Source organism: Acutalibacter sp., assembly GCF_056800975.1.
Map to the genome: position 1 here is coordinate 18,141 of NZ_JBQISV010000013.1, position 19,273 is coordinate 37,413.

Here is a 19,273-nt window from a genome sequence, read left to right on the forward strand (position 1 = left end):
GCTTGTCAAGCCGCTGCCCGGCCCTGAAAGCGTCTCAAGAAAGAGTTTATGACAATGGAACGGCCACCGGCTCAGGGATTGGCCCTTAAACGCCCTGCCGCCTTTGAAAAGCGGACGAAGCCTTGCCGGTAAGCTCTTTGCTTTGGGCGCGCCTCCCGGCCCCCGGTCTGTAAAAAAAACAGGAGGTCCTATGAAAGCATTCCGCTATTTTGTCCCCTGGCTGGCCCTGGCCGCGGCTGTGGCCGCTGTCTGGCTGAGCCAGTCCCGCCCCTTTGCCCAAGCCCAGGCCCGGCCGGGGGCTTCTCCGGCCCCGGCAGGGCCGTCCGGCTCGTCCGCTGAGGTGCACCAGCCCTCGCCCCCGGCCTTGTCCCCCAGCCCTGGGCCAAAGGAGCAGCTGCGGGGGGTGTGGGTGCCCTATATGGCCTTGGAGGCCCCCGAACACACCCAGGCCGCCTTTGAGGAGAACTTCCGGGCCATTGCCCAAAGCGCGCAGAAAAAGGGCCTCAACACCCTGTTTGTCCATGTGCGGGCCTTCTGCGACGCCCTCTACCCCTCCGAGCGGTATCCCTGGTCCCACATTCTCACCGGCGTGCAGGGCAAGGACCCGGGCTTTGACCCTTTGCAGTTTATGGTGGACTACACCCACAGCCTGGGGATGGAATTTCACGCCTGGGTGAACCCCCTGCGGGTATGCACGGAAAAGACCCCCGGCCAGCTGGCGGAGGACAGCCCCTATACGACGCTGGGGGACACAGAGTCCTACTACTTTATGGAGTGGGAGGGCACGGTGTATCTGGACCCCGCCTACCCCTACACCCGCACCCTGGTGGCGGAGGGGGCGGCGGAGATTGTGGAGAAGTACCCGGTGGACGGCGTGCATTTTGACGACTATTTTTACCCCACCCAGGAGGCCTCTCTGGACGGGGAGTCTTATCAATTATATTGCGATTCCGTGTCTCAGCCCCTGGCACAGGCGGACTGGCGCAGGGCAAACATCAGCGCCATGGTGGAGGAGGTGTATCAGCGGGTAAAGGCGGCCCGGCCCGAGGCGCGGTTCGGCATCTCGCCCCAGGGCAACCTGACAAACGACTGGAACATGGGGGCCGACGTGTCCGCCTGGTGCGCCCTGCCCGGCTATGTGGACTATCTCTGCCCTCAGCTGTATTACGGCTTTGAGGACCCCGGCCTGCCCTATGCCCAGGCGCTGGAGCAGTGGACCGCTCTGCCCCGGCGGCAGGGGCTTGCCCTTTACGCCGGACTGGCCCTGTATAAGGCCGGGGACCCGGAGCGGGGGCAGGACTGGGCCGGCGGGGATGTGATCGGCCGGCAGATTGACGCGGCGGCGGACTGGGACGGGGTGGTGCTGTACAGCTCCGCCTATCTGGACGCGGAGCAGACCCAGGAGGAGATGGCGGGGGCCGTGGAGGCCATGGCGCGGCTGGGCTGAGGCGCGGTCAAATATGACAATCAGGCGGCACAGGGTGAAACGACCCGTGCAGCCTGATTCCTCTGTAAAGAATATGGGAGATAAGCCGAACCGGGGGTGAAGAATCCTGGGGAAATACGGACATTTGACATTGGCAGGCCGAAGGGGGGGCGCCGTGAAAACGGTCCGCCTGAAAGGAAAGCGGGGCGCAGGCGCGCGCCCGTCCCGTCCAGGCGCTTTTATACAAAAAACCGTAGAGAATAGGAAAGAACAGGCCCCGGCGCCCCTTATTCTGCCCTGTTTTCTGAGTGGTAAAGCAGTTTGTATGACAGCCGCTTGTGCAGGTTGTCGGTTTATGGGACGGGCGCGGGCGCAGCCATGAATTTCCTTGACAAGCCCGGCCTTTTATGCTATGCTATATAAGCCGCATGCTGCGGGTATGCAAGCGGGCTTTGCCCCGCCCGAGGCAGCGAGACTATAGCAAAGGCAGGATAAGAAATGTTTGCAGTCATTGAGACCGGCGGAAAGCAGTACAAGGTCCAGTATGGCGACGTAATCTTCGTGGAGAAGCTGGACGCCGCTGAGAACGACACCGTGGAGTTCCCTGTTGTGGCCGTGTTCGGCGAGGGCGAGCCCAAGGTGGGCGCTCCCTATGTGCAGGGCGCTTCCGTCACCGGCAAGGTGGTTAAAAACGGCAAGGCTAAGAAGATTACGGTGTTTACCTACAAGCCCAAGAAGAACTCCAAGCGCAAAATGGGCCACCGTCAGCCCTATACCAAGATTCAGATCGAGGCAGTCAAGGCATAATGGTCTGCGCCGACTTCCTCATTCTTCCGGACGGGCGGCTGCTGGGCTTTCGCCTTAGGGGCCACGCGGGCTGGGGAGACGAGGGAACCGATATTGTGTGCGCGGCGGTGTCCTCCGCGGCCTATCTTGTCGCCAACACCGTGACAGAGGTGCTGGGGGCGGCTCCTCTGTCCCTGCGGGCGGAGGAGGGGGAGATGCTTCTGCGGATGGAGGAGAAGGACGAGCCTCTGTGCCGCAGCCTGTTTGCGGGGCTCAAGCTCCACCTGAAGGGGCTTGAGGAGCAGTACCCGGCGCACATCAGGGTAAGCTATTTGGAGATATAACCAGTTTTTGAGGAGAAAGGAAGGCAAAAATCATGCTGAAGATCAATATCCAGCTTTTTGCCCATAAAAAGGGCATGGGCTCTACCAAAAACGGCCGGGACTCCGAGTCCAAGCGTTTGGGCGTGAAGCGGGCCGACGGCCAGTTTGTGCTGGCGGGGAATATCCTCGTGAAGCAGCGGGGCACCAAGATTCACCCCGGAGAGAACGTGGGCCGGGGCAAGGACGACACCCTGTTCGCCAAGGTGGACGGCAAGGTGCGTTTTGAGCGCATGGGCGCGGACCGCAAGAAGGTCAGCGTGTACGCGGAGTAAGAGCCTGTCATTCATAGTGGGGGATCGCGCGGGCGAGGGATTTTTCGTCAGAGGCGGGGTTTTCGCCGTCAGTCTGGCGGTTGTTTTGCCGCCCATTCGCCGCCCGTCCGCTGTGAATACAGCTTCTAAGCCAGCCGCTGCCGCAATAGGTTTGAATGGAGAGCTTCTTCGGGCGATGTCTGAGGGAGCTTTTCTTTGTAGGAGGCGAGGAATATGACGGGGCTGTATCTGATTGAGGGCCTGCCCTGCTCGGGCAAGAGCACGACCGCCAGGTATGTGGCGGATTGTCTGGCAAAGGCCGGCCAGAGGGCGGTATATGTGGACGAGGGCAGCGGAAACCACCCGGCGGACTATGAGCTTCACGCCTATGTGGGGCGGGGGGCTTTGGCCTCTCTGCCGGAGAGGCTGGGGGAGCGGGTTAGGGAGCAGGGCGTGGCCAAGGGGGACGGCTGGCTTGTGGCTCTGTCCCGATTCAGCGGCCGGGAGCTGGACCTGCTTTTGCCCTTTAAAATTTACGACGGCCTGCCCTGGGAGCAGGAAATGCCCCTGATGCTGGACAAATGGGAGAGCTTTGTCCAAAAAGCGGAAAAAGGCGTTGGGTATGTGTTTAACAGCGTGCTTTTGCAGAACCCTATGTGTGAGACCATGATGCGCTTCGGACAGCCGCAGGAGCAGTCCTTTGCCTTTGTTTCCGGCATCCTGCGCCGGGCTGCCCCTTTGAAGCCCGCGGTCCTCTACCTGAAAAACGACAGCATTGCCCAAAGCGTCCGCTCCGCCGCGCCGGAGCGGCCCGGCTGGCTGGATGGGGTAATCGCCTACCATGAAAACGGGGCCTACGGCAGAAGCATCCGGGCCCAGGGCTTTGAGGGGTACGTCGCCTGCCTGGAGGAGCGTCAACGCCGGGAGCTGGCTATACTGGCACAGCTGCCCGTGAAAAGCCTGGTTCTGGAAAACCCCCAGCAGGACTGGGCCGGAGCCTATGAGAGGATCGCCGGGTTTGTGGCAGCGTCCTGGGGCGGGGAGAGGTGAAATGAATTTGGAGATACAAACAGAGCGGCTGACCATCCAGCCCTATCAGCCCATATATTTAGAGGACTATTATCGGGAGTTCACGGCGGAAATCACAAAATATCAGTACCCGGACCCTTTCCCGGATTTGGAGACTGCCAATCAGACGTTGTCCGGCTTCTGCCGGGAGATGGAGGCAGGAAACATGTTGGAGCTGGTCCTCCTTAGCCGGAAGGGGGAATTTCTGGGCAGCGTGGAGGTCTTCGGCCTGAAGGAGGAGGCCCCGGAGCTAGGGGTCTGGCTGAAAAGCGCGGCCCAGGGAGCCGGGTACGGCTATGAAGCCCTGAAGGCAGTGGTAGACGCTTTGAACGCCCTGGGAAAATACAGGTATTATATCTACGAGGCCGATGTTCGGAACGCCCCCAGCCGCCGCCTGGTGGAAAAGTTCCCGTTCCAGGAAGGGGAGCGCCAGGAGCTTACAACGGAGTCGGGAAAGAGGCTGATTTTGCAGACCTACCGTATTTATAGCTAGTCAGAGGCCGCCCCAAAGCATGGCGCGGCCAGGAGGTGTAAAAATGTTTATCGACGTAGCAAAAATATTCATAAAGGCCGGCGACGGCGGCGACGGCGCGGTGGCCTTTCACCGGGAGAAATATGTGGCGGCAGGGGGCCCCGACGGGGGCGACGGGGGTAAGGGCGGCAATGTGCTCTTTCAGGCGGACAGCAACCTGTCCACCCTGGCGGACTTCCGCTACAAGCGCAAGTACACGGCCCAGCGGGGAGAGAACGGCCGGGGCGGCCGCTGCTCCGGCAAGTCCGCCCCGGACCTGGTGATCAAGGTCCCCAGGGGCACCCTGGTGAAGGACGCGGACACAGGCCGGGTGCTGGCGGATATCTGGGACAGCGAGCCCCAGCTCATTGCCAAAGGGGGCCGGGGGGGCTGGGGCAACACCCACTTCGCCACCCCCTCCCGGCAGACCCCCCGGTTTGCCAAGCCCGGCCTGCCGGGCCAGGCCTTCAATGTGCAGCTGGAGCTGAAGCTGCTGGCGGACGTGGGCCTGGTGGGCTTTCCCAATGTGGGCAAGTCCACGTTGGTCTCCGTGGTCAGCGAGGCCAAGCCCAACATTGCCAACTACCACTTCACCACCCTGACCCCTGTGCTGGGGGTGGTCTCTCTGGGCGAGGGCCGGTCCTTTGTCATGGCGGACATTCCCGGGCTGATTGAGGGGGCCTGGGAGGGCCGGGGGCTGGGCCACCAGTTTTTGCGCCATGTTGAGCGCTGCCGGATGCTGGTGCACATTGTGGACGTGGCCGGCAGCGAGGGCCGGGACCCCAGGGAGGACTTTCGGGTCATCAACCAGGAGCTGAAAAAATTCAACCCTGAGCTGGCCGGGCGGCCCATGCTGGTGGCGGGCAACAAGTGCGACCTGGCGGAGGAGGAGCAGGTGGAGGGCTTCCGCCGGTTTGTGGAGGACCAGGGCTACCGGTTCTTCCCCATCATCGCCCCCATCAACGAGCAGGTGGACGCTCTGCTCAACGCCATTTCCGCAGAGCTGGCCCAGCTGCCGCCGATTCTCCGCTATCAGCCCGAGCCTGTGGAGCTGCAGCCCATTGAGGAGCTGAACCGGGACCGGGTGAACGTGACCAGGCAGGAGGGGATCTATACGGTAGAGGCCCCCTGGTTGGAGCGCATTATGCTGTCGGTGGACTTTGACGACTCTGAGTCCCTGCAATACTTCCAGCGGGTGCTCATTCAGACCGGGGTGATCGACGCCCTGCGGGAGGCTGGCTGCGACGAGGGGGACACGGTGGACATCTACGGGCTGGAATTTGACTTTGTGGAATAAGGCCTGCTGGATAAATGGAAAACGCCGGCTTTTTGCCCAGAGGAGGCCCCTTTCTGTGTGGAAAGGCCTTGCCAGAGTCTGTTTGAAAACCGGAGAAATGCAGGATTTTTGACGCCGAAGCCACTATTTCTAGTCAAAACAGACCGTGTTTCGGAGTTTTCAAACAGACTCTGGGTTGGCTTGGGGGATTCTTCTTGAAATGGAACAGCTCTGGGCAAAAAGCGGAATAATAGGAATAAGGCGATAAGGAGCATAGGATTTGGAGACGCTATTGGGCCGGCCGGCGGACTACCGGCTGCTGAGCCCCCTGGACCTGGCCTTTGTGGGGGACGGGGTGTTTGACCTGCTGTGCCGGGAGCAGCTGCTGCAAAAGGGCAGCTGTCCTGTAAAAAAGCTGCACCGGCGCAAAACCGGTCTGGTAAACTGTCAGGCCCAGGCCAGGGCCCTGGAACGGCTGCGGCCGGTTTTGACAGAGGAGGAGTGGGCCGTGGCCCTGCGGGGCCGCAACGCCCGTGTGGGGCATGTGCCCAAAAACGCCAGCACTGCCGACTACCATGGGGCAACGGCGCTGGAGGCCCTGTTCGGCTGGCTGTACCTGTCGGGGGAGCTCTCCCGGGTGCGGGAGCTGTTCGGGCTGGTGATGGAGGCCGCCGGGGAGCCGGAGGCGGAGAGGGGAGCATGAGCGTGGAGGGCTTTCAGGATATCATGATCGAGGACTTCACCGGGCAGGCGTTCCGCCAGGTCTTTTCCCTCTATTTTAAGGAGCTGGGCATTGAGGTGAGGGACTGGGACGGCCTGTTTTATGAGATGAACACCGACGGCCGGGGCAACCGGGCCGTGATGCGCATGGCGGGGGACCAGCCGGTGGGGTTCATCCAGTTCTGCCCCATGGAGCTTGCCAGCTGGTTCTTCACCAAAAGGGCGGGCTTTGTGCGGGAATTCTGGGTGGCCCCAGCCTACCGGGGCCAGGGCCACGGCAGGGCGCTGCTGACGTTGGCGGAGGACTGGCTGCGAGCCCAGGGCCTGCCCCTGGCGCTGCTGACCACGGACACAGCCCCGGAATTCTACCTGCACATGGGCTACCGGCCCGACCCGGGCTTTCAGGCAAACAATCACGACGCGGTGTACCGCAAGGAGCTTTGAGAGGAGAGAAAGTGAATGCAGAGCAGACGGAAGGATGTTTTATTGGACGTGGTGTTTCTTCTGGCCGGGGCCTTGGTGTATGCGTCGGCAGTCACCGGGCTGACAGCCCCCAACAATATCGCCCCAGGGGGGGTGACAGGCCTGTGCACCATGCTGAACTTTGTTTTTGGCACGCCCATCGGCCTGATGAGCTTTCTCATCAACCTGCCCATCATTATCTGGGCGGTGGTGGAGATCGGCTATAAGCTGGTCATCCGCACCATGGCGGCTATTGTCCTCTCCTCTGTGTTTATCGACCTGTTCACCGGGGTTATGCCCATCTACCGGGGCAACCCTATTCTGGTGGCAGTGTTCTCTGGGGCCTGCGAGGGGCTGGGGCTGTCGCTGACCTTTGTGCGGGGCGCAACCACCGGCGGCACGGACATGATTGCCCGGCTGCTGGAGAGGCGGATGCCCCAGCTCTCTATGGGCAAGCTGATGCTGGCCCTGGACGGGGTGATCATCGCCATTTCGGCGGTGGTGTTTGGCAGCATTGAAAACGCTATGTACGCCTGCATTGACATTTTTGTGTGCACCAGCATTATCGACGCCATTCTCTACGGCACCGACGCGGGCACCGGCAAGCTGTTCTTTGTGATGTCGGCCCGGGTGCGGGAGATGGGAGAGCGGGTGATTGCCGAGCTGGACCGGACTGTCACCTACCTGGACAGCCACGGGGGCTACAGCAAGGAGCCGGGGGAGACCATGCTGTGCGTGGTGCGCCGGTTTGAGGTGTACCAGATTCAGGCCATTATCCGCGAGGTGGACAAGAACGCCTTTGTGGTGGTGGGCGACGCGGGACAGATTACCGGCGAGGGCTTTCGGCCCATGCGGCCGGACGACAAGCCCCTGGGCCAGCTGCTTAAGGAGCTGCGCAGCGGCAGGGACAAGGAATAAGAGCTTGTATCAATCGGAGTTTGCGCCTGCCTTTTCGGCAAATTGCACGGTTGACTGTGTTGCAAACCAATCGCGAGATTGCCTGGAGGTTTGCGCCTTGGCAAAATTTGCTGGATCATCCAGGCACAAATCCTGTTGGTACAAGCTCTAAGCCCCAAAAGCAAAGGGCCCGGCGCTGGGCCGGACCCTTCCCGAGGGGGCTTAGAACTGCTGGTTGTTCTCCTGCTGGTCGTAGGAGGAGCGGTTGTTCTGGTTTTTGGAGTTTTTGTTGTTCTGGCTCTGCTGATCCCGCTGGTTCTGAGAGCGGTTGTTCTGAGACTGGTTCTGGTTCTGGCTGCGGTTGTTCTGGCTCTGGTTTTTGTTGTTCTGGTTCTGCATGGCGATACCATCCTTTCGGAGTTAGAGTGAAAGCCAGGCGGGCCGTCCGGGGCGGAGGGCCGGGGATGGCCCGTGGGGCTTTTCGAGAGTATTTTTGCCGAAGGGGCAAAGAATATGCACGAGGGCAGAAGGAAGTTGAAAGCCGAGCCGGCCTCGGGCGAAAAAGCCAAAGCGAAGCAGAAACGGCAGTGCGGATCAAAAGTTTCGTCAACCTTTTCAAAGGTTGCAGGGTGTGGGGCAGAGCCCCACGACCTTGACCTTGAACTTAGGCGGCGCAGAGGGCAAAGGCGCGAGGCACGAGTTCGCTCCCACCACACAGTTCAGAACGGGGTAAGGCTGCGCCGCCGCCGACTTGCCGAAGGCAAGTCGAACTTAGCGCGGTCGACCAAAGGGAGACCAGCGGACGGTTCGCTGCCGGTAAATTCAGGAGAAAAAGCTATCCTTCCAGAGTAATAAGTACAGAAACGGGAGAGAGGTAATTGCTTTTCACCGGCTTATCCCTGTCGAGCATTCAGAAGGAAGCCTCACCCCTTCCAGAACAAAAATAAAAAAGAAGCCTCCCGCTTCCCTATATTGGGAGAATCAAAACATAAAATAAAAGAAAAGGAGCATGGACATGCTGAAAAGTCAGGAAGTGAGAAAAATTGCCCCGGAAATGGACCCCCTGCGCATGGGCATGGGCTGGACTGCCGAGGACCTGGAAAAGCCCCAGATTCTGGTGGAGAGCGCCTTTGGCCAGAGCCACCCGGGCAGCGCCCATCTGCTGGAGCTGACCCAGGCCGCTGCCGGGGAAATTGACAAAAACGGCTGCAAGTCCGCCATGTACTTTGCCACGGATATCTGCGACGGCATGTCTCAGGGGCATGACGGGGGAAACTACTCCCTGGTCTCCCGGGATACCCTGGCGAATCTCATTGAGATTCACGCCAATGCCACCACCTTTGACGGAGGCCTGTTTCTGGCCAGCTGCGACAAATCCGTGCCCGCCCACCTGATGGCTGTCGGCCGGGTGAATATCCCCGCCATCATCGTCACCGGCGGGGTGATGGAGGCCGGCCCCGGCCTGCTCACCCTGGAACAGATCGGCATGTACAGCGCCATGTTCCGCCGGGGGGAGATTACAGAGGAGCAGCTCACCTACTATAAGCGCCACGCCTGCCCCTCCTGCGGAGCCTGCTCCTTTATGGGCACGGCCTCTACCATGCAGATCATGGCTGAGGCTTTGGGCCTGATGCTGCCCGGCACGGCCCTGCTCCCCGCCCGGTCGCCGGAGCTGGGAGAAACCGCCCGGACCGCCGGCAGGCAGATTGCCCGCCTGGCCCTTGCCGGGCTCCGGCCCCGGGAGATGGTGACCCGAAAGAGCTTTGAGAACGCCGTTATGGTCCACGCGGCCATCTCCGGCTCTACCAACGCCCTGCTGCATCTGCCCGCCATTGCCCGGGAATTCGGGGTGGAGCTGGACGCGGAGGACTTTGACCGGCTCCACCGGGGGGCCCATTACCTGCTGGACGTGCGCCCGGCAGGACGCTGGCCCGCCGAATACTTCTGCTACGCCGGGGGCCTGCCCCGGGTGATGGAGGAAATCAAGTCCATGCTGCACCTGGACGTGATGACAGTCACCGGCAAAACCCTGGGGGAGAACCTGGAGGACCTGAAGGCCTCCGGCTACTACGAGAGCCGGGAGGCGCTGCTGAAAAAGACCGGCCTTGCCGCCGGGGATGTGATTCGCCCCTTTGACGCGCCCATTGGCCTTGACGGCACCGTGGGGGTGCTCAAGGGCAATCTGGCCCCCCAGGGGGCGGTGGTCAAGCACAGCGCCGTGCCCAAGGAGATGTATCAGGCCACCCTGCGGGCCCGGCCCTTTGACAGCGAGGAGGAGGCCATTGTGGCCATTCTCAACCACGAAGTCCGGCCGGGAGACGGGGTGATTATCCGCTACGAGGGCCCAGGCGGCAGCGGTATGCCGGAGATGTTCTACACCACCGAGGCCATCTCCTCCGACCCGGCCCTGTCCGCCAGCATTGCCCTCATCACCGACGGGCGGTTCTCCGGGGCCAGCAAGGGCCCGGTGATTGGACATGTGTCCCCCGAGGCCGCGGAGGGCGGCCCCATCGCCCTGGTGGAGGAGGGGGACCTGATTGAGCTGGACATCCCCAACCGGACGCTGCGGCTGTGCGGCATAGGGGGAGAGCCCCGGACCGAGGAGGAGATTGCCCAGGAGCTGGCCCGGCGGCGGGCTGCCTGGAAGCCCCGGGAGCCCCGCTACCGCCGGGGGGCGCTGGGCCTGTTCACCGCCAACGCCGCCTCTCCCATGAAGGGCGGCTATCTGTGCTGACCGGCCTGGGACGAAAGGAGGCTTTCTATGAAAACCAGACTCACCCGGCTGCTCTGCCTGCTGCTGGCTGCGCTGCTGGCAGGGACCCTATCCGGCTGCTCCGGAGGGTATCAGAGCGACATGGAATTTACCTATGCCCTGCCTCAGAACGTGGACACCCTGGACCCCCAGACTGCCTCCCGGCAGTCCTCCTATCTGGTGATCGGCTCTATTTTTGAGGGTCTTTGCCGCATTGACTCCAAGGGGAACGTCATCCCCGGCGCGGCCAAAAAATGGGAGGCCAACGAGAGCAGCACGGTCTTCACCTTTCACCTGGACCCGAACGCCTGTTGGAGCGACGGCAGTCCGGTGATTGCGGACGACTTTTTGTTTGCCATTCAACGGGCCCTGCGGCCCGAGACCAACACCCCCTCGGTAGACGATTTGTTCATCATCCAGGGGGCCCGGGCCGTGTACCAGGGAGAGGCGGACGAGAGCCGGCTGGGGGTATGGGCGGAGGACGACCGCACGCTGGTGGTGCAGCTGGAACGCAGCTATCCCGACTTCCCCGCTCTCACGGCAGGCGCTCATTACATGCCCTGCAGCCGGACCTATTTTGAGAGCTGCAGCGGCCACTACGGCCTGTCGTCGGAATATCTCATTACCAACGGCCCCTTCACCTTCCCCACCATTTACAGCTGGTCCATGGACTATGGCAGCAGAAAGATTGTGCTTGCGCCCTCAGACACCTACCGCAAGGCGGAGGAGGTGGCCCCTGCCAGCCTGACCTATCTCATTGACTATGACGACGCTCTGACCCAGGACCCGGTGACAGCCCTGACCACAGGGGCCATTGACGTGACCACCCTGACGGAGAACGCGGCCAAGGCTGCCGCTGAGCAGGGCTGCGGCATTCAGATGCTGGACGACGCGGTGACGGGCCTGCTGTTTAACCCGGAGGCAGGGGTGCTCAAGCACAAGGAGGCCAGGGAGATTTTCGTCAAGACCATCGACCGCCAGGACCTGCTGGACCGGCGCATGGACAAGAACGCGGGGGAGGCCTTTGGCATTATGCCGGACTGCGTCCGCTGGGACGGGGGGCCCTACTATGCGGGCGGGGCGCAGATGTTTGCAACCCAGGACGACGGGGTGACCCAGAGCCTGCTGCCTGTGCTGCTGGCCCAGCTGGAGGAGGACCGGATGCCGGAGATCACGGTGATCTGTCCGGACGACGAGGAGTCGGTAAACATTGCCAACGGCCTTTTGGTCTCTTGGAACAGCAAGCTGGGCACAGCCTACAACATTGAGCCTCTTGGGGATGCGGAGTATCAGAACCGCATTGCCACCGGGGACTATCAGGCGGCGATTTACACCCTGCGGGCAGGGGGCACCACGCCCTACCAGGTGCTCAAGGCCTTTGAGAGCAGCTCGACCCCCACGCTGATGAAGAACCAGGAGTATGACGGCCTGCTCCACTCTCTGCAATTCGGACTGACAGAGTACCGGGGGCTGGAGAGCTATCTACAGAACTACTATATTTTTTATCCTCTGTTCAGCGACAAGACCTACTATGTGACCAGCCCCAACAGCGAGGGCGTAGAGGCTTCGCCGGATTTGACCATTGACTTTTCCAAAGCGAAGAAAAAGGAATAGGGCTCGTTTGAAAAATCAAAAACACCGTCTTTTTGCCCATAAGCAGTCCCGTTCTGGGTGGAAAATCCTCGTCAATGGCGAGAGTTGCCAAAGAGCTGCGTGCAGCTTGCGGTTTTCTCCTTGAAATCGCCTCCTTTTGGGTCAAAAATCCGGCATTTTCTCTATTTTCAAACAAGCCCTCATTCCTCAGTAACGGCCTCTCGGCGGGAAGGGATGATGTTTGTGAAAGAAAAGCTGTTGAATCTGGACCAGGCTCAGGGGGAAATCCCCGCTCAGGGCGGCGCCCCCAGGGAGGCGGGGGACTGGTCTGTGGACCTGCTGCGCCTGGTGGTGGAGCGGGAGCTCACCGGGCGTCAGAGGCAGTGCGTGGAGCTCTACTATTTTCAGGGCATGACCATGGAGGCTGTTGGCCAGCAGCTGGGCCTGAACAAGGCCACGGTGTGCCGCCATCTGCAAAAGGCCAGGGGGCGCATTAAGCGGGTGATGGGCTATGCCGGCTGGGTTTGGGCTCGATTGCGCCAGGAGAGCCGGGAGGAGTAGCGCCTGTGCAAGGTCAGAATGGGCCGTTTTGGGGCGGAAAGCCGGGCGTTTTTGACTTATTTAGCAGCAAAAACGGCTGTTTTCGTTACAGAAAGGGGACGCTGCCTGCGGTTCTTTCTGGTACTGGCGGTTTACGGGCGGACTGTATGGCCCTCTGGTTTGTATGCACACTTTGGGCCGCTTACAAAATGTTTACATCCTCATGAATACTTGATGTATCCTTTCCCTGTATGCTATACAAAAGACCCTGAGACCCGGCGGACCGGGTTCCGGGGACGCTGCCGCCCGGTTCAAACGCCGGGCCGGCCGGGTAAAAAAACGCTACAGGAGGCTCGCCATGCTGAAATCAACCGTGAAAAAACTGGCCGTGCTGACGCTCTGCGCCCTGCTGGCCCTGCCCCTGGCCGCCTGCCAGGAGAACCCCGAGGGGTCCATTGTGGCCCACAAGGACATGGAGAAGCTGCTGTCTGAGGCCGCGGCCTCAGACCCGGAGAAGGTGGGGGCGGCGGACGTGGCCCAGGAGGCGGAAACCGCCGGGACCTACCAGACCACCGTGGAAAATGAGGAGCTGGGGGTCAAGGCGAACGTGAACGCCCAGGTAGAGGTGCCAAAGGTAGAGCAGCTCAGCGTCTACCGGGTGGCCCAGAAAAAATTTGACCAGGCCTTTCTGGACAAGGCCCGGGCCCTGCTGCTGGGGGATACCCCTCTGTACGACGGCTCTATGCTGGACGTGCGTACCCAGCGGCAGGTGGAGCAGGAGATTGCCAGCTGGCGGCAGGCCATGGACAGCCTTGAGGACGACTACCGCTCCGGCGAGGGCGCGGCGGACTTGACAGAGGAGGACATCCAGGGGAATATTCAGGCGATCCGGCAGGAGTACCAGAACGAGATCGACCGGCTGCAGGAGGCCTATGAGTCCGCCCCGGCGGAGCTGGACAGGGAGGCCTATGCCTCTGACGGCCGGCTGCGCACCGTCGAAGAGCTGGCCGCCCTGTACCCTGGGGAGTATTACCAGTGGCAGCAGTCCCTGGCCGGTCAGGGGGATCAGGTTTTTTACGGGGTCAACGGCGGCGGAGGCGGGGAGTACAGCCTGCTCTATGTACAGAACAACGCCGACCACAGCAACAAGCTCGCCTACCGGCGGAGCCCCAAGGGCTATGCCCATTTTAATGGGGTGTCGGTGGGCGGCAGCGGCCTGGCCCAGGCGGAGCAGATGGGAAAAGACAGCTTCCGGGGCTTTGCCCCCGGAGAAATAGAGGCCTTCTGGCAGGAGAAGGGGCTGACCACCCCGGTGCTCACCGGCGGCATGGGCGTCTCGGAGAGCATGGAGTTTGAGCCCCTCTACCCGGACGCGGCCCTGTCTCAGGAGGAGGCCCAAAAGATTGCCGGGGACCTTTTGGCGGAGCTGGGGCTAAGGGACTTTGTTCTGGATGAGGGCGGGCTTTACACAGAGCTGGTGAACATGCAGAACTATGGAAGCACAGAGAAGAACGTCTATGCCAGATATTACATTCTGCACTACCGCCGCCAGATCGAGGGCGTGACCCTGAGCCAGTCCAGCGGGGGAAAATACGCTGACAACCGGGACCAGGGAGGCCGGTTCAACAAGCAGTTCTGGCCCGGGGAGCTTATTGAGCTCCGGGTCAACGACAGCGGCGTTGTGGGGTTTGACTACCACGCCCCCCTGGAAATCACCGAGACTGTGGTGGAGGGCGCGGCCCTGAAGACCTTTGAGGATGTGAAGTCCACCTTTGAGAAAATGCTGCCCGTTACCCTGGCCCAAACGGAGGAGAGCCGCATTGCCGCCATTGACAGGGTGCGGCTGAGCTACTCCCGCATCAGCGAAAAGGACAGCTTTGACACAGGCCTGATTGTGCCGGTGTGGAGCTTTGAGGGAAGCGTGGATTTCTATTACAACCAGGACAACGGCGAGAAAAGCTACAGCGACACACAGACCGGCGTGCTGCTGGCTGTCAACGCCATTGACGGCAGCATTATCGACGGCAGGCAGGGCTATTGACCGGGAGTGTCCGTTTCGGAGAGCTTTTCGTGTTCCCCCCGCCCTACGGGCGGGGGGAACACAGATGATTATCTCTGCGGTTGGGACACTCCCCTATTGACCAAAAGCCTTGACAGCCTGTGAAAGGGGCGGCTCGCGAAAAGGCCCTCCCCGTTATTACCCAGGAAGCAGCCGGCAGGAAAATTGCCGCGGGCCCCCTCCCCATGCCGCGGCAGATTCCTATGCCATATTGTCAATAAAGCCGGTCCAAAATCTACCCGGAAAGGAAGAACAGCCATGTCCAAGCGCATTCTGATTGTGGAAGACGACGAGGCCATTGCCAGCCTGATTGCCATGAACCTGCGGGTGGCGGGTATGGAGGCCGTGGTGTTTGGCGACGGCCTGGAAGCGGAGAGGAGCCTTGCCGGGGACCATGCCTTTGACCTGGCGGTGCTGGATGTGATGCTCCCTGGCCGGGACGGCTTTGCCCTGCTGAAAAGCCTGGAGCCCTACGGCGTTCCGGTCATTTTTCTCACGGCCCGGGACGATTTGAATTCCAAGCTCACAGGCCTTACCGGCGGGGCGGAGGACTATATGGTCAAGCCCTTTGAGGTGCTGGAGCTGCTGGTGCGCATGGACAAGGTGCTGGCCCGCCGCCAGGGGGAGGAGAGGACGCTGCGGGTGCTGGACCTGGAAATCAGCCTGGAGGAGCACCGGGTGCGCAAGGCAGGGCAGGAGGTCCCCCTGAAGCCCATGGAGTTCGACCTGCTGGTGGCGCTGGCCAAGCATAAGAATATGGCCGTCTCCCGGGAGGACCTGATCGGTCTGGTGTGGGGGACAGGGTATCTGGGAGAGACCCGCACTGTGGATGTGCACATTGGACAGCTGCGGAAAAAGCTGGGCCTGCACGAGGCCATCAGAACCGTCCCCAAGCTGGGGTATCGATTGGAGGAGCCATGAAGCTGCGCACCCGTTTGGCCCTGATTGCCGGAGGCGTGGTTTTGCTGGCCACCCTGCTGGGCGGGGGGCTGAGCTTTCAGCAGTACCGCAGGATTATGCTGGACCAGGCCGTTGCCGCTGCCCGGCAGGAGTGCGAGGAGGTGTTTCTGGACTTTGAGGAATACTGCGAAATGCTGGGCAAGCAGGCCACTGGGGGCCAGGGCGCTTACTACCTGAAAAGGCAGAACGACGACTACAGCATCCTCTTTGACGAGCATGGCGTCCCTATCTATAATCAGACGGTTCTGGACCCGGCTGCGCTGCTGGCGGAGGGGCAGAGCTTTGACAAGGTCTCTCTCTACGAGGGCCGGCGGCTGGTGATCTCCTGGAAGGGGATGCCCAATGAGATGACGCTTCTGCATATTGTGGACATTACGGACGTCTACCTGACCTTGTACCGGCTGGCGGCGCAGATTGGGGGCGTCACCCTGGCATTGGCCCTGGGGGCGGGGCTGGCGGCGTATGTCAGCCTGCGCCGGTCTCTGGCTCCTCTGCAGGCTCTGTCGGAAGGGGCCAACGCCATTGCCGCCGGAGCCTACGACCGCCGGGCGCCTGAGGACAGGGCCGACGAAATCGGCAGGCTGGGCCGGGACTTTAACCGGATGGCCCGGGCAGTGGAGGAGCATATCCGGCGGGTGGAGGACAGTGAGGAGAAAAAGACCCTGTTCATGGGCAGCCTTACCCATGAGCTGAAAACCCCCCTTACCGCTATCTCCGGCTACGCCCAGACCCTGCGCCGGGCCAGGCTCTCGGAGGAGGACCGGGAGGCGGCCCTGGGGTATATCTGTCAGGAGAGCGCGCGGCTGGACCGGCTCTCGAAAAAGCTGCTGCGCCTGTTGGAGCTGGACCGGCAGACAGAGCTGGACCACAGCCTCCTGCCGGCGGAGGAGCTGCTGGCCGGGGCGGCGGAGGCCTGCCGTCCGGCGGCCCAGGCCAAGGGTGTGGCCATAGAGCTGGCCCCCTGTGATGACAGGGTAGAGGGAGACCGTGACCTGCTGACCGACGCGCTGGTGAACCTGGTAGACAACGCCCTGAAGGCCAGCCCGGCTGGGGGCGTTGTGCGGCTGTATACCCGGGAGGGGGCCATGGTGGTGGAGGACCAGGGGGAGGGTATTCCGGAGGAGGAGCTGGACAGGCTTACGGAGCCGTTTTATATGGTAGACAAGTCCCGAAGCAGGAAAAGCGGCGGGGCAGGGCTGGGGCTGGCGTTGACGGCGGTGATTCTGCGCCGGCACGGCATGAGCCTGCGGTTTGAGACCCAGACAGGAGCAGGCACAAAAGCCATCATAAGCTAAAACGCGGGCCAAAAACCCAAAGCGAAGCAGAACAGAGGAGCGCGAATTAAAAGTTTCGTCAACCTTTTCAAAGGTTGCAGGGTGTGGGGCAGAGCCCCACGACCTTGACCTTGAACTTAGGCGGCGCAGAAAGCAAAGGCGCGAGGCACGAGTTCGCTCCCAAATCTCAGTTTGGAACGGGGTGAGGCTGCGCCGCCGTACTACCTAGCGAGGTCGACCAAAGGGAGACCAGCGAACGGTTATAGAGCTGTAAATTCAGAGGAAGCAGTCTGCTGATACTTCTGTCAAGAGAGGCCAAAAAAATATTATTCTTTCCAGCGTCCGGCTTGCTGGCGGCGGGCTTGGAGGCAGCAGTCAGCCGGTGCTTCTGTCAAGAGAGGCCGACACAAAAAGAGAATAAAAATAATATTATTTTTCCCAACGCCCCCACAATTTACAATTTGATGATGTTTTTTTGAATACTTGCTGCGTCAAACGGTGTTACACTCATAGTCAAATGAGTGTAACATCGTTTTTTGTTTGGGTGATGGCATGAACCATTTCGAGACCAATCTGCGCCGGGCGGTGTTCTCCCTGCGCTTTGCGCTGGCTGTGGCCGTTCAGGTGGGGGCCCTGCTCTCCCAAGGGCCGGGCTCCACCCTGTACCAGTTGACCGTCCCCCTGGTATGCGCCCTGCCCTTTGCCGGCAGCTGGCTGGAGGAATATAAATCCGGCTTTGCCAGACTGGCCCTGCCCCGGGGCTCCCTGGGGGGATATATCTGGGGGCGGTTTCTGGCCTGCGGCGTCTCCGGCGGCGGGGCCGAGGCGCTGGCCGCGTGGCTCTATGGGCTGCTGACGCAGGCCGAAGAGCCGGTGTGCGACCTGGGCCTGCTGTTTTTAACCGCCATGCTGTGGGCCTCGGCAGCGGCAGCGCTGGCCGCGGCCTCCAACAGCAAATACCTGGCCTATGGGGGAGCCTTTGTGCTCTGCTATTTCCTGGTGATTCTCTGGGAGCGTTATTGGCCCCAGCTGTACTGCCTGTACCCCAACGAGTGGCTGGCCCCCCGGCACAGCTGGGTGCTGGGCAGCAGGGGAACAGCCCTGATGCTGGCGGGGATGATTGGGGCGCTGGGGCTGGTTCACAGCGAGATTTTGAGAAGGAGGCTGGAACATGTGTAGAGGAAGAAAACTGCGGCAGGTCCGCATGACGGCAATGGCGGCCTTTGGCCGCTGGCAGCGGAGCCCCCAGGTGTGGCTGGCCTTTGCCCTGGGCTTTGTGGCCTGCTTTCTCCTGTCCTCTAAGGTGGCGGACTTTGCCAAGTCTCAGGGCGTCACGCTGCAGCTGTTCGAGCCCTTTATCTGGACCTTTGGGGACGCCAACTCGATTCTGCTCATCTCGCTGTGTCTTTTGCTGCTGTTTGCCGACCTGCCCAACCTGGACAATGAGGTCCCCCTGTTTCTGGCGCGCACCACCCGCCTGTGCTGGATGGCGGGGCAGCTGCTCTATCTGGCGCTGGCGACCACGCTGTTTGTGGGCTTTGTGCTGGCCGCCACCTGCGCGCTGGCCGGGGCCCAGGCCTACCCCGGAAATATGTGGAGCGACACGGCCGCCATTCTGGGCTACTCGGCCATTGGGGCGGAGATTGCCGTGCCCGCCTTTGTCAAGGTGCTGGAGCTGACCTTTCCCTACCCCTGCGCCCTGCATATTTTTGGGCTGACCCTGGGGTATTCTCTGACGCTCTCGGCGTTGATCTTCTTTTTCAACCTGGGGAAGAGCCGGATGGGTATGGCGGCAGGGGCGGTGTTCAGCGGCTTCGGCTTTTTTCTCACCCCCCAGGTCATCAGCAGGTGGCTGGGCCTCAGCTCCCAGCAGGAGCGGGTCGCCAACATTCTTTTTGGCTGGCTGTCGCCCCTGAACCACGCCACCTACTATATGCACAATTTCGGCTATGACAATCTGCCCCGGTTAGAGCACTCCTATCTGTTCTTTCTGGCGGCCAGCCTGACGGTGTACATTCTGGCCTTCCGGCGGGTGAAAAGATATTCCTTCCATTTTACAGGGACAGAGCAGTGAGGAGGGGTCAAAATGGAATACGGCGGCATTCTGGCGGAGCATGTAGAGAAATCCTTTGGCAAGGAGCCTGTTTTGCGGGACGTGAATCTGTGTGCGTCCCCGGGGAAGATCGTGGGAGCGGTGGCCAGCCTGACGGTGTACATTCTGGCTTTCCGGCGGGTGAAAAGATATTCCTTCCATTTTACAGGGACAGAGCAGTGAGGAGGGGTCAAAATGGAATACGGCGGCATTCTGGCGGAGC

General features: G+C 61.3%; 20 protein-coding genes. 19 read left to right on the forward strand and 1 reads right to left on the reverse strand.

Features of this window, described 5'->3' with window-relative positions; genetic code table 11:
* The first annotated feature begins 190 nt into the window (after window positions 1-190).
* The 10 genes from ACTO5E_RS02790 (at window position 191) to ACTO5E_RS02835 (ending at window position 7,801) form a co-directional block, all read left to right on the forward strand.
* On the forward strand, window positions 191-1,447 hold the full coding sequence (locus tag ACTO5E_RS02790) for a glycoside hydrolase family 10-like protein (protein WP_482301390.1): 1,257 nt from the start codon (window positions 191-193) through the stop codon (window positions 1,445-1,447).
* A gap of 477 nt (window positions 1,448-1,924) precedes the next feature.
* Complete coding sequence (gene rplU / locus ACTO5E_RS02795) at window positions 1,925-2,233, forward strand: 50S ribosomal protein L21 (RefSeq protein ID WP_482301391.1); 309 nt, start codon at window positions 1,925-1,927, stop codon at window positions 2,231-2,233.
* A complete protein-coding gene (locus tag ACTO5E_RS02800; RefSeq protein WP_482301392.1) occupies window positions 2,233-2,556 on the forward strand; it encodes a ribosomal-processing cysteine protease Prp in 324 nt (107 codons plus the stop codon). The genes rplU and ACTO5E_RS02800 overlap by 1 nt, the downstream gene beginning before the upstream one ends.
* A 32-nt stretch (window positions 2,557-2,588) precedes the next feature.
* On the forward strand, window positions 2,589-2,867 hold the full coding sequence (gene rpmA / locus ACTO5E_RS02805) for a 50S ribosomal protein L27 (RefSeq protein ID WP_369295793.1): 279 nt from the start codon (window positions 2,589-2,591) through the stop codon (window positions 2,865-2,867).
* Between the two features lie 213 nt (window positions 2,868-3,080).
* Window positions 3,081-3,896: a P-loop NTPase family protein gene (locus ACTO5E_RS02810; protein ID WP_482301394.1), complete on the forward strand. Its 816-nt coding sequence runs from the start codon at window positions 3,081-3,083 to the stop codon at window positions 3,894-3,896.
* A gap of 1 nt (window position 3,897) precedes the next feature.
* Window positions 3,898-4,407, forward strand: a complete 510-nt coding sequence (locus tag ACTO5E_RS02815) for a GNAT family N-acetyltransferase (protein ID WP_482301396.1) — start codon at window positions 3,898-3,900, stop codon at window positions 4,405-4,407.
* Between the two features lie 43 nt (window positions 4,408-4,450).
* A complete protein-coding gene (gene obgE, locus ACTO5E_RS02820) occupies window positions 4,451-5,722 on the forward strand; it encodes a GTPase ObgE (protein WP_482301398.1) in 1,272 nt (423 codons plus the stop codon).
* A gap of 259 nt (window positions 5,723-5,981) precedes the next feature.
* A complete protein-coding gene (locus ACTO5E_RS02825; RefSeq protein ID WP_482301400.1) occupies window positions 5,982-6,404 on the forward strand; it encodes a Mini-ribonuclease 3 in 423 nt (140 codons plus the stop codon).
* Window positions 6,401-6,865 (forward strand): GNAT family N-acetyltransferase, encoded by a 465-nt coding sequence (locus ACTO5E_RS02830; protein WP_482301402.1) that lies wholly within the window; start codon window positions 6,401-6,403, stop codon window positions 6,863-6,865. Before ACTO5E_RS02825 ends, ACTO5E_RS02830 begins: the two co-directional genes overlap by 4 nt.
* 15 nt (window positions 6,866-6,880) lie before the next feature.
* A complete protein-coding gene (locus ACTO5E_RS02835) occupies window positions 6,881-7,801 on the forward strand; it encodes a YitT family protein (RefSeq protein WP_482301404.1) in 921 nt (306 codons plus the stop codon).
* A 201-nt stretch (window positions 7,802-8,002) separates the two neighbouring features.
* Here the strand turns inward: ACTO5E_RS02835 and ACTO5E_RS02840 are convergent, their stop codons facing one another.
* Window positions 8,003-8,179, reverse strand: a complete 177-nt coding sequence (locus ACTO5E_RS02840) for a hypothetical protein (protein ID WP_482301406.1) — start codon at window positions 8,177-8,179, stop codon at window positions 8,003-8,005.
* A 616-nt stretch (window positions 8,180-8,795) separates the two neighbouring features.
* Between ACTO5E_RS02840 and ilvD the strand changes: the two genes are divergently transcribed.
* From ilvD to ACTO5E_RS02885, 9 genes are all read left to right on the forward strand, one after another.
* Window positions 8,796-10,514 carry a dihydroxy-acid dehydratase gene (ilvD, locus tag ACTO5E_RS02845; RefSeq protein ID WP_482301408.1) on the forward strand — a complete coding sequence of 573 codons (1,719 nt, stop codon included), beginning with the start codon at window positions 8,796-8,798 and terminating at the stop codon, window positions 10,512-10,514.
* Between the two features lie 27 nt (window positions 10,515-10,541).
* Window positions 10,542-12,146: a peptide ABC transporter substrate-binding protein gene (locus ACTO5E_RS02850; protein WP_482301409.1), complete on the forward strand. Its 1,605-nt coding sequence runs from the start codon at window positions 10,542-10,544 to the stop codon at window positions 12,144-12,146.
* A gap of 222 nt (window positions 12,147-12,368) precedes the next feature.
* Window positions 12,369-12,686, forward strand: coding sequence for an RNA polymerase sigma factor (locus tag ACTO5E_RS02855; protein WP_482301410.1), 318 nt, complete (start codon window positions 12,369-12,371; stop codon window positions 12,684-12,686).
* A gap of 337 nt (window positions 12,687-13,023) precedes the next feature.
* On the forward strand, window positions 13,024-14,706 hold the full coding sequence (locus ACTO5E_RS02860) for a DUF6034 family protein (protein ID WP_482301412.1): 1,683 nt from the start codon (window positions 13,024-13,026) through the stop codon (window positions 14,704-14,706).
* Between the two features lie 276 nt (window positions 14,707-14,982).
* Window positions 14,983-15,645, forward strand: coding sequence for a response regulator transcription factor (locus ACTO5E_RS02865; protein ID WP_482301413.1), 663 nt, complete (start codon window positions 14,983-14,985; stop codon window positions 15,643-15,645).
* Window positions 15,642-16,979: a sensor histidine kinase gene (locus ACTO5E_RS02870; protein WP_482301415.1), complete on the forward strand. Its 1,338-nt coding sequence runs from the start codon at window positions 15,642-15,644 to the stop codon at window positions 16,977-16,979. Before ACTO5E_RS02865 ends, ACTO5E_RS02870 begins: the two co-directional genes overlap by 4 nt.
* A gap of 531 nt (window positions 16,980-17,510) precedes the next feature.
* Window positions 17,511-18,137: a hypothetical protein gene (locus ACTO5E_RS02875; RefSeq protein WP_482301417.1), complete on the forward strand. Its 627-nt coding sequence runs from the start codon at window positions 17,511-17,513 to the stop codon at window positions 18,135-18,137.
* Entirely contained in the window at window positions 18,130-19,032 is a 903-nt protein-coding gene (locus tag ACTO5E_RS02880; protein WP_482301418.1) for a hypothetical protein, read from the forward strand. Before ACTO5E_RS02875 ends, ACTO5E_RS02880 begins: the two co-directional genes overlap by 8 nt.
* A gap of 12 nt (window positions 19,033-19,044) precedes the next feature.
* Window positions 19,045-19,233, forward strand: a complete 189-nt coding sequence (locus ACTO5E_RS02885; protein WP_482301420.1) for a hypothetical protein — start codon at window positions 19,045-19,047, stop codon at window positions 19,231-19,233.
* The last annotated feature ends 40 nt before the right edge of the window (window positions 19,234-19,273 follow it).

Bases quoted from the DNA above. Each gene is read 5' to 3' on its own strand.
- ACTO5E_RS02790 (WP_482301390.1), top strand. From the start codon at position 191: ATGAAAGCATTCCGCTATTTTGTCCCCTGGCTGGCCCTGGCCGCGGCT.
- rplU (WP_482301391.1), top strand. From the start codon at position 1,925: ATGTTTGCAGTCATTGAGACCGGCGGAAAGCAGTACAAGGTCCAGTAT.
- ACTO5E_RS02800 (WP_482301392.1), top strand. From the start codon at position 2,233: ATGGTCTGCGCCGACTTCCTCATTCTTCCGGACGGGCGGCTGCTGGGC.
- rpmA (WP_369295793.1), top strand. From the start codon at position 2,589: ATGCTGAAGATCAATATCCAGCTTTTTGCCCATAAAAAGGGCATGGGC.
- ACTO5E_RS02810 (WP_482301394.1), top strand. From the start codon at position 3,081: ATGACGGGGCTGTATCTGATTGAGGGCCTGCCCTGCTCGGGCAAGAGC.
- ACTO5E_RS02815 (WP_482301396.1), top strand. From the start codon at position 3,898: ATGAATTTGGAGATACAAACAGAGCGGCTGACCATCCAGCCCTATCAG.
- obgE (WP_482301398.1), top strand. From the start codon at position 4,451: ATGTTTATCGACGTAGCAAAAATATTCATAAAGGCCGGCGACGGCGGC.
- ACTO5E_RS02830 (WP_482301402.1), top strand. From the start codon at position 6,401: ATGAGCGTGGAGGGCTTTCAGGATATCATGATCGAGGACTTCACCGGG.
- ACTO5E_RS02835 (WP_482301404.1), top strand. From the start codon at position 6,881: ATGCAGAGCAGACGGAAGGATGTTTTATTGGACGTGGTGTTTCTTCTG.
- ACTO5E_RS02840 (WP_482301406.1), bottom strand. From the start codon at position 8,179: ATGCAGAACCAGAACAACAAAAACCAGAGCCAGAACAACCGCAGCCAG.
- ilvD (WP_482301408.1), top strand. From the start codon at position 8,796: ATGCTGAAAAGTCAGGAAGTGAGAAAAATTGCCCCGGAAATGGACCCC.
- ACTO5E_RS02850 (WP_482301409.1), top strand. From the start codon at position 10,542: ATGAAAACCAGACTCACCCGGCTGCTCTGCCTGCTGCTGGCTGCGCTG.
- ACTO5E_RS02860 (WP_482301412.1), top strand. From the start codon at position 13,024: ATGCTGAAATCAACCGTGAAAAAACTGGCCGTGCTGACGCTCTGCGCC.
- ACTO5E_RS02865 (WP_482301413.1), top strand. From the start codon at position 14,983: ATGTCCAAGCGCATTCTGATTGTGGAAGACGACGAGGCCATTGCCAGC.
- ACTO5E_RS02870 (WP_482301415.1), top strand. From the start codon at position 15,642: ATGAAGCTGCGCACCCGTTTGGCCCTGATTGCCGGAGGCGTGGTTTTG.
- ACTO5E_RS02875 (WP_482301417.1), top strand. From the start codon at position 17,511: ATGAACCATTTCGAGACCAATCTGCGCCGGGCGGTGTTCTCCCTGCGC.
- ACTO5E_RS02880 (WP_482301418.1), top strand. From the start codon at position 18,130: ATGTGTAGAGGAAGAAAACTGCGGCAGGTCCGCATGACGGCAATGGCG.
- ACTO5E_RS02885 (WP_482301420.1), top strand. From the start codon at position 19,045: ATGGAATACGGCGGCATTCTGGCGGAGCATGTAGAGAAATCCTTTGGC.